The organism is Chitinophaga sp. 05T412, assembly GCF_056396465.1.
In genome coordinates, this window is sequence record NZ_JBFTLN010000008.1 from 114,436 (window position 1) to 128,466 (window position 14,031).

Here is a 14,031-nt window from a genome sequence, read left to right on the forward strand (position 1 = left end):
CTAATTTTTTAACTCGCTAGAATTTTAACAATCTTAAACCATTCGGGGTCAATTTCCTGTTTGGCTTTAACAGCTTTATCAAGAGGAGTGTAATGGATTTTGTCGTTTACCACGCCAATCATTACATTATGAATGCCTTCGAGGAGGGCATCTACTGCTGCGTAGCCGAGACGGCTGGCCAGAATACGATCTGTGCAGGTGGGAGCGCCGCCACGCTGAATATGCCCGAGGATACTTACCCGGGTGTCCAGCTGAGGGCACCTTTCTTTAATAATGCGACCAACTTCTGTAGCACCGCCGGTTTCATCACCTTCAGCCACTACAATCAGGTTAACCAATTTCCTGCGGCGTTCATTGGCCTGCAGTTCTTCGATAATGTCATTTACTTCTGTTTTGCGTTCAGGCAGCAATATATGCTCCGCACCAGTGGAAATGCCGCTGTGTAAAGCGATGTAACCGGCATCACGGCCCATTACCTCAATTACAAATAAGCGATCATGCGCATCCGCTGTGTCCCTGATTTTATCTATCGCTTCTACCGCAGTATTCACCGCCGTGTCAAAACCAATAGTAGAATCAGTCCCTGCAATGTCCTTGTCAATAGTACCAGGCAAGCCTATACACGGAATGTCAAATTCCTGGCTGAACTTTTGCGCACCATTGAACGAGCCGTCTCCACCAATAACTACCAGCCCGTCAATGTTGTGTTTTTTCAGATTTTCGTAAGCCATTTTTCGCCCTTCATATTCATAGAACTCTTTGCACCGGGCGGTCTTCAATATGGTGCCCCCGCGCTGTATGATGTTGGCAACAGACTTCGACTCCATTGGGAAAATTTCGTTCTTCAACATTCCCCTATAGCCGTACATAATGCCATACACATTCAGCTGATGATAAATGCCCGTTCTTACAACTGCACGAACTGCGGCGTTCATGCCAGGAGCATCTCCTCCCGATGTAAGGACTGCAATGTTGTTCAGTTTTTTCATATAAATTGCTAAAAAAATATCTTAAAGGCGCACAAAAATAACATTTTGCAATTGTTTTCTAACTGTTATCTGATGAAATAACCTAAATTTTTAATTTCCGTCAAACAAAGTACCCAAAATTTTTAAAAAATTTTACGCATGTTTAAAAAATATAATAGGAGGTGGATCTTTATGAGCGTGAGTATGCTGACTTTACAGGCAATGGGACAACAACAACACATCACTTACCCGGATACCAAAAAGGTAGATACGGTAGATGAGTATCATGGCACCAAAATAACAGATCCTTACCGGTGGCTCGAAAACGACCACAGCGAAGAAACAAAAGCCTGGGTAGTAGCACAGAACAAGGTTACCCAGGACTATCTTTCCCACATCCCTTTCCGTGCGGAAATCCGGAAACGCCTGGAAGAACTCTGGAATTACCCAAAAAATGGTGCACCAGTTAAACATGGTGATTATTATTACTATTTTAAAAATGATGGTTTGCAGAACCAGGCCGTACTCTATCGTTCTGCCACCCTGGGCGGCCCATCAGAAGTTTTCCTGGACCCGAACAAACTCTCAACCGCCGGTACCACCGCATTAGGTAGCCTCAGCTTTTCCAAAGATGGTAAATATGCTGCCTACCTGCTCGCCAAAGCCGGGTCCGACTGGCAGGAAGGCTTTGTCATGGACGTAGCCACCAAACAACTGCTGGCCGATAAACTCGAATGGGTAAAATTCAGCGGCCTCTCCTGGAAAGGAAATGGCTTCTACTACAGCCGTTACGATAAACCCGATGAACAAAGCAAACTTTCCGGCAAAAATGAATACCAGAAAGTATATTATCACCAACTGGGCGATACACAGGATAAAGACCAGTTAATATATAAAGATGATGCACATCCGCTGCGTAACGCCGGTATCCAGGTAACGGAAGATGAACGCTTCCTTATTCTTAACACCACCGAAGGCACTTCCGGCGGGGAACTCCACTATAAGGATACGCATAACCCATCACAGCAAGGCTTTGCCCTGCTGGTGAAAGGCTTTGACTATGAACCACAGGTAATTGACAACGATGGCGATAAACTGCTGGTACGTACCAATCACAACGCCCCCAACTATAAGGTGGTGCTGATTGATCCCGCACATCCCGAAGAAGCTAACTGGAAAATAGTGGTACCGGAAAAGAAAGAAGCCTTACAGGGCGTAGGCACCGGTGGTGGCTATCTGTTCCTTTCTTATCTGAAAGATGCATCTACCAAAGTATATCAACATGATTACCAGGGCAAGCTGGTACGTGAAATAAAACTGCCCGGCATCGGCGCAGCCGGTGGATTTGGCGGTAAAAAGGACGATAAGGAATTTTTCTATTCCTTTACTTCTTTCGTCACACCACCTACCATCTATAAATATGATATTAAAACCGGTGCATCTGCTTTATATGATAAGGCTGCGGTGAAGTTTAATCCGGCTGATTTTGAAACCAAACAGGTCTTCTTCAAAAGCGCTGATGGGGAAAGCATTCCGATGTTCCTGTCTTACAAAAAAGGTATAAAAACAGACGGCAATAATCCGGTATTAATATACGGCTATGGCGGTTTTAATATCCCACAAACACCTGCCTTCAGCGTTTCCAATCTGTACTTTATGGAACAGGGCGGTATTTACGCAGTAGTATGTCTGCGTGGTGGCAGCGAATACGGGGAGGCATGGCATAAAGCCGGCATGCTCGATAAAAAACAAAATGTATTCAATGATTTCATCGGAGCTGCGGAGTACCTGGTGAAAACGAAATATACCAATCCGTCAAAGATCGCCATTCGCGGCGGTTCCAATGGTGGCCTGCTGATAGGCGCCTGCATGACGCAACGTCCTGATCTGTTCAAGGTGGCATTGCCTGCTGTAGGTGTGCTCGATATGTTGCGTTATCAGAAATTCACCATCGGCTGGGCCTGGGCAGTGGAGTACGGTAGCAGCGACAACGCAGAACAATTTAAATACCTGCTGAAATATTCACCGTTGCATAACCTGAAACCTGGTACGTCTTACCCGGCTACACTTATCACCACCGGTGATCACGACGATCGTGTAGTACCTGCACACTCCTTCAAGTTTGCAGCTACGCTGCAAGCGGATAATGCAGGTCCTAATCCTACCCTGATCCGCATTGAAACACAGGCCGGGCATGGCGCAGGAAAACCCACGTCTAAATTAATCGACGAGGCGACAGATATCTGGGCGTTTACGATGTTTAATCTGGGCATGGGTATATAGGAGAAAGCGTAAAGCGTAAAGCAAAAAGCTATTGTAGCAAATGGACCAAAGCGAATAGTTTGTTCGCAGTAGTCACTCGCTACAATAGCTTTTTGCTTTCTGCGTTATGCTTTCTGCTTTTTTCCTTATCTTTAAAAATAGGCTAACAAATAAATATGAAGGTACTTATAACAGGTAGTAACGGATTATTGGGTCAGCATTTGATCCCGCTTTTTCTGCAAGATGGAAAGTATGACGTTATAGCTACAGGCAGAGGCCCTAATCGTTTTCCCCTGCGGGATAATTACACTTATGAGGCGGTAAACCTCCGGGATGCCGGCAGTGTAAAGCAACTCGTAGAAAAGCATCAGCCGGATGTGATTATTCACGGTGGCGCCATGTCGCAGGTAGATGATTGCGAAAAAAATAAAGATGCCTGCTGGGATACTAACGTAGGCGCTACACGTTATCTGGTACATGCGGCGGAAAGTGTGAATGCCTTCTTCATTTTTCTCTCTACTGATTTTGTATTTGATGGTTTACAGGGACCTTACGGCGAAGAGGCTGCCGTAAATCCTATCAATTATTATGGCACCAGTAAAGTAGCGGCAGAACGCCTGGTCGCCAACAGCAAATTGCAATGGGCTATTGTACGCACCGTACTGGTATATGGCGTAGTAGCCGATCCACATCGCAATAACATGATTACCTGGGTAAAAAATAATTTGCAGCAAGGTAAGAAAGTAAAAGTAGTAGATGACCAATGGCGTACGCCTACGTTATGTCATGATCTGGCGAAAGGTTGTTTGCTGATTGCAGATAAAAAAGCCGGTGGTTTCTTTAATATCTCCGGTAGTGAAGTACTGACACCATATGATATGGCCATTAAAACKGCAGAATTCTTCCAATTGGATACTTCGCTGGTAGAAAAGATTAGTTCTAAAACATTGGCGCAACCTGCTGCCCGTCCTGCTAAAACAGGGTTAGTAATCGATAAAGCCGCAAAAGAACTAGGCTACCAGCCCCATACTTTTGCAGAGGGGCTGGAGATTGTAGCGGGTGAAATTAAAGTGTAAGATTAATGTTCCAGGTAGATGTCCTGCCTTTTAAACGCCCGCCGGATGGTATCCAGATGTGGCGTTGTATCTGCTGGTAATACGTGCAATTCTACTGCAGTCCTGAATAAGCTGTCTTTCTTATAAATTGTCAGCATTCTTCCCCATTTAGCCTGTTTCTTCTGTCGTTTTACTGCTTCTGTGCTATCCTTAAGGATATCTATCACCGCAAAATAAGTCTGTATGGTATTCGCTGCAGCTATTGAATCGGCAATGGCTACCTGTTTCAGAGAGTCAATAGCGTGTTGCTTTGCAATAGAGTCTGTATTGATGGTAATAGATACCGGATTGCTAACAACGGCCGTTGCAAGGTAGAGCCATACACAAATACCAATTACAATTGCCGCAATAGGAATAGCAGCCCACCACCATTTAAACCCACTTTCTTCCGTAACGGCTTCCAGTGTTTCTTCCACTTCTTCTGTCATAATAGGCTCTATGGCTGGAGGGGAAGGTGGCGGCGTATAGGCGGCAGGTTTATAATCCGTTTTATGTTCGGGGCGGTCAATGGGTGTAATATCTAAGCTGTTTTTTTCCACAGGCAGCTCTTCGGCATGGAAATGAATATTGCCGGTAAAGTCGCCCTGCAACTGGCCAATACCCGGAAGTACCAATGGCTTACCGGACTTCAGGCCTTCTTTCATTTCTTCCAGGTACTTTTCAAATTTACGTTGTGCTACTGCCGGTACCAGGTTTTCTTTAAGCGCAATCCACTCTACACAAGAGCCGTCATCCTGCCATTGCTGGGTAAACATCACCTGCTCACGGGGTGGTGTCAGTGTTTGTGTTTGTGAATTATAATGTGCCGGAAAATGTTGTACAGAAAAAGTTCCCAGCTGTGGTACCACACAAACCCGCTGTTTAAACAGCACTTCCTGGATATATAGTTGTAACATCATTGGCTTTTAGCTGTTTGCTTTTAGTAAATGCAGCGGAGAACGCAGGATATGGTGTTTTTCTGGTGCTTTCTGCTGTTTGCCAAAAGGGAAGATAAGGATTTTTGGGAGCTTTTAGCCATTAGCTTTTAGCTTTTAGCAAAATGCAGCGGAGAACATATAATATGCTTATCTCCGCTGCATTTTGCTAAAAGCTAAAAGCTAATGGCTAAAAGCTGATATGATCGGGTTGTATCCCGTTTAGAATTTTATCAATACTCCGCCTACTACATTGAATCCATAAGTTGGATACAGGTAATAGCGTTGGTAATGAGAGTTGAAAATATTATTGGCATTCACCCAAAGGCCGAAGTTTTTCGTGATATCATAGGATGCGCCCGCATTCAGGTCCCATGCACCTTTGGTTTTGTTGAAATCTTTGTTGGGTAGCAGGTAGTAGCTACCACTCAGGGCAAAGAGATCAGCATTCAGGCGTAATTTTTTAGCAATGGTATATTGCACAAATAAATCRCCCTGGAAAGGAGGCAGGTGCCATGGTTGCACTTCTTTTTCCTGTTTGTTATAGTTGTACCAGTCGAAGCTTACACGTGCCTGGAATTTTTCTTCTTCTATATATCCCACTTCCGCATGCAGCTGGAAAGCGCGGAGCATGGTTTCGTTACGGGTAGTAAACATTTTGGTATCGGCGCTATCATTTACAAACAGCGGCATGTTGTACCAGGTAACGGAAGCGAATTTGGTGTTATAGTTGAAGTGACTGCCTAACGTACCTTTGATACCGGTATATTTTTCTTCTACACGGGTATTCAGTACATCGCCCGGAAGGCCTGCCAGGAACGGATTTTTGTTGGCCAGGTTACGATAAGAATTCTTTTCAAAATAAGAGATCCATCCACTGCTCAGGATCAGTTTTTTGCGTACCAGGTGCGACTCATTCACGATATCAGGCAGCAGGTAGAACTTACTGTCGGTCCAGGTAGGATTTACCCCTGCGTGCAACACAAAGCCGGGCTTGATGATGTCCACTGCCGGATGAACGGCCGCGATATTATTGTTGATGGCGCGGTTATTATCCTGTTTGTAGGTAGATAAATCAAATACGCCTTCAACGCCGATGTAGATATCTTCAAACACTTGCTTACGTACAGGTACTTTCAAGAGAAACGTATTCTCTGTGCGTTTGAAGGCATCATTGAAGAGAATAAATTTCACCTGTGGCTGGAAGGTAAATGCCCAGTCGTTTTGCGGCCGGTTCTGCATCCCTACGGTAGCGGTAATCTGATTAAAGGTTTGACGGGTATCATCTTTTTTATAATTGGCAGTATCATGGCCATAGCCGTAGTAGTGTACGGTATTCCGGTCGTATCCGATACTTGCATCGAAGCGGAGTTTAGGCAACAGGTAGGTACCAGCAGCCAATACATTGAGGTTGCTGTAAATCTGGTCGGAGATTTCTTTGCCTTGTGAGCCGGTGTAGTTCACAAATAACCCGTAGTTATACACGTCTTTTCTGCCACTACCGAAGCCAGCCTGTACATAAGGTGTTTTTAAATTACCATAGCCCAGTTTCAGGAAATTGTTTTGCAGGTAAGAAAGCGAATCCTTTCCTAAGGCCAGTGGTTTCAATGACGTGGCCTGGTACATGAAATTCAGGTTGAGCGCCGGAATCTGGTATTTCAGTGAAGGCCTGTTGGTATCAATTCCCGGCAAAGTAGCGGTGAGATTGAGTTTATAGGCATCCCGCAGTTTAGGCTGATTGGTGGAAATGATATCAATCGTTTCCTGTTTCAGCGGTTCCTGTGCGAATGTCTTTTGTGAAGACAGCAGTCCGGCTACGCCCAGTGCGGTGGTGATGAAAGTACGTTTGTTATATATTGCTTGAATGTTCATGCTGTGTTGCGCTTAAATGTCAAAATTCCAACATCCGGAAGGAATGTTATTTCTTTGGTTTTTTACCAGCTGCTTTTTCTTCTGCTTCTGCTTTTGCCAGTTTCTCTTTCGCTTCCTGTTTCAGTTCAGGAATGGTGCTATTGGTAACGATACTCTGGTAAGTAGCTTTTGCATTGAAATAGTCCTGTTGACGGGCATATACATCACCCAGCAGGATATATGATTTTGCCACCCAGTATTCGTAGGATGGGGTATTTTTAATCACATCGAAGCCGGCTTTTTCCGCAGCATCCAGTTCATTCTGTTGCAGGTAGCAGTCGGCTATATTATAGCGGGCTTCTGCGCCTGTTTCAGATTTGGTCATGTTGGCAACGGTTTTGAATTCTGTTAGCGCGGCAGCATAATCTCTCGCCTGTTGCTGTGCTTTACCACGATAGAAATGCGCGATGATCTGGTCGTCGGTGCTGATGTTGGCAGCGGCCAGCAGCATTTCTGAGTAGTTGGATACTTCATCCCAGCGTTTCAGCTGATAGTTGCTGCGGAGTAATCCCCGGGTAGCAGAAAGACTGTTTTCTTTGCTGGTAGCGAGGTCCTGCAGTTGCAGGTAATAGGTCCTCGACTTCTCATAATTTTTTGTCTGGTAGAAGTTGATATTGGCGGCCTGCAGGGCAGATCTTTCTGCATACAGGCTGTTGTTGCGCGACAATACAAATTCATATGCAGGCAGTGCGGCCGTATAGTCTTTATTGTTATAGGCGCATTCCGCTTTATAGAAGTAAGCGGGTAAGATGAACTGCCCGTTTGGATATTTCTGGATGTAGTTATTGAATCCAACGGTGGCGCCTGTGCAGTCGTTGTTGCTGAAGCGCGATTCCGCTGCGGCATAGGTGAGGGAATCTTCTGCGGTAGCAGTCACTGTTCTGCCGCTGGCTTTCAGGAAAGCGAGGTAGTCGTCAGTTTTACCCTGACTCACATAGATCGATTTCATACTTTGCAGGGCTTCATTTGCTTCGGGTGAGCCGGGGAACTTCTCCACTACCTGACGATAATAAGCCAGTGCTTTGCTGTCGTTGTCTTTGTTAAAGTAGCACAAACCCAGTTTCAGCAATGCTCTTGGTGCGTTGGCGCCATTGGGTTGTTTTTGCAATACATTCTCCAGGAAAGGAATAGCTTCTGTATATTTTTCTTCCGAGAGATAGGTATTGGCTATTTCCATATCTGTTTCGTTATTAAAACCGGAGCTGGGGAACTTGTTACCCAGTTGTTTTAACAGGTTTAATTTCTCGCTTTGTTTTCCCTGAAGGCCCAGGATGACGGCTTTCTGATAAGTAGCGTAGTCGGCGCCGGGATCGTTGTTACTGATGATGCGGTCGTACAGTGCCAGTGCTTTAGGGAATTGGCGCAGCATGTAGTAGCAGTCGCCGCTACGGAGTGCCGCATCAGTGGCAATACGTTGTGCGTTGGGGCCGCTGGTTTTCTGTGCAGTTTCGAAGTGAGGCAATGCTTCCGCGTATTTGTTTTGTTTCAGGAGGCTGTAACCGAGGTTATAGCTGGCGGTTTGTGCATTGGCTTCGCCGGACACGGGGGCCGTCGTATTCAGGTAGGCGTTCAGGTTAGTGATGGCCTGGTCTGTTTTATTTTGGCGGAGGGCAATTTCTGCTTTCCAGAAATGCGCCAGTTGTTTGATTTGTGGATCGTATGGGTTGCTGATAGCGATATCCAGCAGGCGGTCGGCTTCGGCCAGTTGCTGGTCATTGATCAGCTGGGTGGCGCGTCCATAGGCTACTTTCTGGTAAGCTTTCAGTACGGTAGGGTTTTTATCGGGAATCATTTCAATGGTAGCTAAACCATCTTTGTAGTTGTTGCTGTTCATGAAGAGATTCACCAGTATTTCCCGGGCCTCTTTGTTATAGGTAGACTTTGGGTAAGTTTTTACAAACTGTGTCAGTTCATTGAGTGCTGCATCCGGGTAGCCCAGCTCATAGGATAATTTGCCGTAGTTGAAGCGGGAAATTTCCTGTTGTTGTGCATTGGAACTGTTGTTGGCGCAAAAAGCAAAGGCGTTACGGGCATTTGACTTCTGGCCGGTGCGGAGGTAGCAGTCGCCCAACAGGTACATCGAGTTCTGGCCCAGTGAATCTTTTGAGCTGCTTAATTGTTTAAAGCCGCTGATCGCCTTATTCAGGTTGTTGGTCTGATAGTAGGCGTACGACAGCTGGTAGATATCTTCATTTCTTACCTCTTCTGCATTGTTTTGGAAGTCTTGCAGGTAGGGTAATGCTTTCTGGTAGTTTTTCTTTTCAAAATAAGCTTTACCGAGGAGTTGTTTCAGTTCTGCTTCGTAGTACTGGCCACCTTTATCGAGGAGGGGTTCTGTGTAGGCGATGAGCTGATCTGTTTTACCCTGGAAGTAATAAATTTCGGCGATGTAGTAAGGTACTACATTGCTGTATTTAGGTTCATTGACTACCTTCTGGAAGCTGTTGAGTGCTTCTCCGTACTGGTGGTTATAGTAGGCGATGAAACCGTAGTAGTAATTGGCTGGCAGACTGTATTTGCCGGGAACTTCTTTGATGGAGGAGAAGAGCGGCTGTGCTTTTTTAAAGTCTTTCAGGTTGAAGTAGCAATAGGCCAGTTCGAATTTGGCTTCTGCGATTTCCGCATTGGACAGGTTTTCGATATTGGCTTTCTCATAGAGGGGGATGGCCTCTTTGAGTTTGTTTTGGCGGAAATAGTATTTGGCCAGCTGGTAGCTCACGAGTTCTTCGCGGGCGTTGTTGTTGGCCATTTTCAGGAACCGGAGTGCTTCTTTCTCTGCATTGTCCTGTTGCAGTTTGAGGGCACAAATGGTATAATAGTAGAACGCATCTGTTTTAACCAGGTCGCGGTTCGTTTCGTGGAAATAATCGATGTTATCAATTGTTTGCTTGAAAAGCTGCATGGATACTGCATATTTCTCGTGTTGGAAATATTGCTGTGCGTCCTTGAATACTTTTTCCGGATCTGTATATACACGGGTTTGTTGTGCTTGTGCGGCAGGCATTCCTGCCAGCCCTGCGCCGGCGAAAGCCACGAGCGAGAAGTACAGATGTCCGGGTACTAAAACTTTTCTTATGAAGTGCATGCTATAGCTGTTATTTCTTGAATATGCGTTTAAAACGAATCTTCCGGCAAAATATTTCCTGCATTTCCCGCAAAGATGTTGAGCGGCAAAGGAATCCCCTTGTTTTTGCGGGCACCCGCAAATATAAAAGTTATATCTCTTCTTTTCAGATTGCGTTTCCAACAATGTGGATAACTCCGGGAGCAAGGCAAAGTCTATTCATTTATCTTGCGAAAAATAATTTTAAGTACAAAAACCTTACCTACTATGAGAAAACTGTTCTCAACCGGTTACACTAATGGCGCCGTAAGTTTTTCTATGCTGGTACTCCGGGTAGTATTCGGAGGAATGATATTAATGCACGGCTGGCCCAAGCTGATCAATTTTACTGCCAAAATGAATTCTTTTCCTGATCCTTTAGGTGTAGGCCATAAAATTTCTTTGGGTATGACCGTTTTTGCAGAAGTGTTTTGTGCGGTGTTGCTTATCATGGGACTGTTGACCAGACTGGCTTCCATTCCTTTGGTGATTTGTATGAGTGTTATTATTTTTATGATTTCCGCGTCTAAGCCGATCCCGGAAAAAGAATTACCGATTCTTTTTCTGGCCGCATTTGTGACGTTGTTATTTACAGGTCCCGGTAAGTTCTCCATTGACGGAGCACTGGGCAAATAAAGTTTTCAAGTATTTTTTTCAGGTATAAAAGAGGACGGAACCATGTTTATCAGTACAACAACGATTCGGGTGCGCTATGGTGAAACAGATCAGATGGGATATCTTTATTACGGTAATTACGGACTGTATTATGAAGTAGGAAGGGCAGAAGCTATCAGGGAGCTGGGTTTTACCTATAAGGAACTGGAAGATCAGGGTGTGATAATGCCGGTAGCCGAATTGAATGTGAAGTACCTGCGACCGGCGTATTATGACGACCTTATAACGGTAAAGACTACACTCCGGGAGTTGCCTAAGAGCTCTAAGATACAGTTTCACAGCGAGTTGTATAACGAGAAGAATGAATTGCTAAACGTAGGCGTTACTACATTGGTATTCATTGATGTGAAAACGAAAGGGAAAGCTGGTTTACCGGAAGAGTTGAAGAAGCGGCTGTTGCCATTCTTTCCTGAAAATAACCTTTAGTATCATGGATAAGATCACAACCAGTATTATTACTATCGGGGATGAGTTGCTGATAGGACAAACAATAGATACCAATTCCGCCTGGATGGCGCAGCAGTTGAATGCGATGGGTATCTGGGTGCATCGCCGTGTAGCCATTGGCGATATAAAGGAAGATATACTGGAAGCGCTGGAGAAAGAAGCGGCGGCTTCCGATATTGTGTTGATAACCGGGGGATTAGGGCCTACGGCAGATGATATTACCAAGCCCACGCTTTGCACTTACTTTAATACGAGATTGGTGCAAAATCAGGCAGCCCTCGCCAATGTATTGCACATTTTCGAAAGCCGGGGATTACCTGTTCTGCAGCGTAACCTGGATCAGGCCATGGTGCCGGAATTCTGTACGGTGATTGACAATAAAAGAGGAACCGCGCCAGGGATGTGGTTTGAGAAAAATGGGAAGATCTATGTATCGATGCCCGGTGTACCACATGAAATGCAGGGTATGATGGAAAGCTATGTGTTGCCGCAACTGAAGCAGCATTTCCATACACCTGCGGTGATACATCAAACATTGATTACTTCCGGTATGGGAGAGTCTTTTGTAGCGGAGCGACTGGTGAACTTTGAGGCGAAGTTGCCGCCACATGTAAAGCTGGCGTATCTGCCTAGCTATAGCCTGCTGAAACTGCGTTTAACCGCCTTTGGTAAAGACAAAGTATCAGTTGCGGCGGAAGTGAGTATATTGTTTCATGAAATGAAGGACTTGTTATCAGATATTGTGGTAACAGATCAGGATATTACCATGGGAGAGGTGTTGGGACAGTTGTTGAAAGAAAGAAACAAAACGGTAGCTACGGCGGAAAGCTGTACCGGCGGGTTGATTGCCAGCTGGATCACGGCAGTTCCGGGTAGTTCGGTTTATTTCAAAGGCAGCGTAGTGGCGTATGCATATCAGACCAAAGAAGAAGTATTAGGTGTGAAGAAGGCCACCCTGACAGCAGAAGGGGCAGTGAGTGAAGCGGTGGTAAGGGAAATGGTAGCGGGTGCCTTGCAGCTGCTGGATACAGATTATGCCATTGCGGTATCGGGCATTATGGGACCTGACGGTGGCACGCCGGAAAAGCCAGTGGGCACAGTATGGGTGGCTGTAGGCAGCAGGGACAAGGTGAATGCGGTAAAATTTCAGCTGCGGTATGACCGGGAACGGAATACACAGATGACGGCTGTATATGCTATGAATGAGCTGCGCAAACTCATTCTGGAATAGGGATATTGGGACCTTTTGAATTGGTACAATTCCCTTAAATTTGTCGCGCACTAAAGCAAAAATCAATCTTATGGCCATTGTAGAATTGGTAATGCCAAAAATGGGGGAAAGCATCATGGAAGCCACCATTTTGCGTTGGCATAAAAAGGCGGGCGATCACGTAAAAGTGGATGAAACCGTACTTGAAATTGCCACTGACAAAGTGGATAGCGAAGTCCCTTCTATCGCAGAAGGAGAGATCACGGAAGTGCTCTTTAACGAAAATGATGTGGTGGCAGTAGGTACTGTCATTGCCCGTATTAATACCAATGCCGATGCAGCGGCGGCAACTGCACCTGTAGTACCTGCAGCGCCTGCAGTGGCTACTGAACCAAAATTTACCACAGCGCCTGCCCATACCCCGGCTGTTGAAACTGCGGTATCCGCTGGTGGCGCTAAATTTTACTCTCCGCTGGTGCTGACCATCGCACAGCAGGAAGGTGTCAGCTTTGCTGACCTGGAAAAGATTCCAGGCTCCGGCAATGATGGCCGTGTTACCAAAAAAGACATCCTGCAGTATGTGGCCGACCGTAAGGAAGGAAAGATTATCCCTGATGTAACGCCGGAACCGGTAACTGCAGCAGTGGCTACTTCCCGTCAGCCAGTGGTAACCACTCCTACTACCGTGGCATCGCCTACTTATAGCGGTAACGTGGAAATTGTAGAAATGGACCGTATGCGTAAGCTGATCGCCAACCACATGGTGATGAGTAAACAAACCAGCCCGCATGTGACCAGCTTCGCAGAAGCCGATGTAACCAACCTGGTGAAATGGCGCGATCGTGTAAAAGGAGAATTTGAAAAACGCGAAGGAGAGAAGCTTACTTTTACCCCGCTGTTTATTGAAGCGATTGTGAAGTGCATCAAGCGTTTCCCGCTGATCAACTGCTCCCTGGACGGTGATAAAATTATTATTAAGAAAGATATCAATATCGGCATGGCGGCAGCTTTGCCAACCGGTAACCTCATTGTACCAGTGATTAAGAGTGCTGATCAGCTCAACCTGGTGGGTATTACCAAACAGGTGAATCACCTGGCCAATGCTGCCCGTACCAATAAGCTGAAACCGGAAGATACCCAGAGCGGTACCTTTACCCTGACCAACGTTGGTACTTTTGGTAGCCTGATGGGGACGCCTATCATTAACCAGCCACAAGTAGCTATCCTGGCGGTAGGTGCTATCAAGAAACGTCCGATGGTGATTGAAACACCGGAAGGAGATACCATTGGTATCCGTCACATGATGTACCTGTCGATGTCATATGATCACCGTATTGTAGACGGTTCCCTGGGTGCTACTTTCCTCACTGCCGTAGCGCAGGAGCTGGAAAACTTCGATCCTAAAAGAGGAATATAATAAAGAGCC

The 14,031-nt window shown here is 45.7% G+C and carries 10 protein-coding genes; 6 read left to right on the top strand and 4 right to left on the bottom strand.

Annotated elements, in window-relative coordinates; genetic code table 11:
* Positions 1-8 precede the first annotated feature (8 nt).
* The gene (pfkA, locus tag AC1DFM_RS18590) at positions 9-989 is read right to left on the bottom strand and encodes a 6-phosphofructokinase (RefSeq protein WP_079468763.1); all 981 of its coding nucleotides are present in this window, start codon (positions 987-989) and stop codon (positions 9-11) included.
* Between the two features lie 138 nt (positions 990-1,127).
* On the opposite strand from pfkA, the gene AC1DFM_RS18595 reads away from it, so the two are divergent.
* Positions 1,128-3,251 (top strand): prolyl oligopeptidase family serine peptidase, encoded by a 2,124-nt coding sequence (locus tag AC1DFM_RS18595; protein WP_477078245.1) that lies wholly within the window; start codon positions 1,128-1,130, stop codon positions 3,249-3,251.
* Positions 3,252-3,406: 155 nt separating this feature from the next.
* Positions 3,407-4,306 carry an SDR family oxidoreductase gene (locus tag AC1DFM_RS18600; RefSeq protein ID WP_477078246.1) on the top strand — a complete coding sequence of 300 codons (900 nt, stop codon included), beginning with the start codon at positions 3,407-3,409 and terminating at the stop codon, positions 4,304-4,306.
* Between the two features lie 2 nt (positions 4,307-4,308).
* On the opposite strand, the gene AC1DFM_RS18605 is transcribed toward AC1DFM_RS18600, so the two are convergent.
* From AC1DFM_RS18605 to AC1DFM_RS18615, 3 genes are all read right to left on the bottom strand, one after another.
* Complete coding sequence (locus AC1DFM_RS18605; protein WP_477078247.1) at positions 4,309-5,244, bottom strand: HU domain-containing protein; 936 nt, start codon at positions 5,242-5,244, stop codon at positions 4,309-4,311.
* Between the two features lie 237 nt (positions 5,245-5,481).
* Positions 5,482-7,131: a hypothetical protein gene (locus AC1DFM_RS18610; RefSeq protein ID WP_477078248.1), complete on the bottom strand. Its 1,650-nt coding sequence runs from the start codon at positions 7,129-7,131 to the stop codon at positions 5,482-5,484.
* A 46-nt stretch (positions 7,132-7,177) separates the two neighbouring features.
* Entirely contained in the window at positions 7,178-10,255 is a 3,078-nt protein-coding gene (locus AC1DFM_RS18615) for a tetratricopeptide repeat protein (RefSeq protein ID WP_477078249.1), read from the bottom strand.
* A gap of 246 nt (positions 10,256-10,501) precedes the next feature.
* Between AC1DFM_RS18615 and AC1DFM_RS18620 the strand changes: the two genes are divergently transcribed.
* The 4 genes from AC1DFM_RS18620 to AC1DFM_RS18635 all read left to right on the top strand — a co-directional run bounded on the left by AC1DFM_RS18620 (position 10,502) and on the right by AC1DFM_RS18635 (position 14,022).
* Positions 10,502-10,909 carry a DoxX family protein gene (locus tag AC1DFM_RS18620; protein WP_477078250.1) on the top strand — a complete coding sequence of 136 codons (408 nt, stop codon included), beginning with the start codon at positions 10,502-10,504 and terminating at the stop codon, positions 10,907-10,909.
* A 42-nt stretch (positions 10,910-10,951) separates the two neighbouring features.
* Positions 10,952-11,374, top strand: coding sequence for an acyl-CoA thioesterase (locus AC1DFM_RS18625; protein ID WP_477078251.1), 423 nt, complete (start codon positions 10,952-10,954; stop codon positions 11,372-11,374).
* Positions 11,375-11,378: 4 nt separating this feature from the next.
* Entirely contained in the window at positions 11,379-12,626 is a 1,248-nt protein-coding gene (locus tag AC1DFM_RS18630; RefSeq protein ID WP_477078252.1) for a CinA family nicotinamide mononucleotide deamidase-related protein, read from the top strand.
* A 70-nt stretch (positions 12,627-12,696) separates the two neighbouring features.
* Positions 12,697-14,022, top strand: a complete 1,326-nt coding sequence (locus AC1DFM_RS18635) for a dihydrolipoamide acetyltransferase family protein (protein ID WP_477078253.1) — start codon at positions 12,697-12,699, stop codon at positions 14,020-14,022.
* The last annotated feature ends 9 nt before the right edge of the window (positions 14,023-14,031 follow it).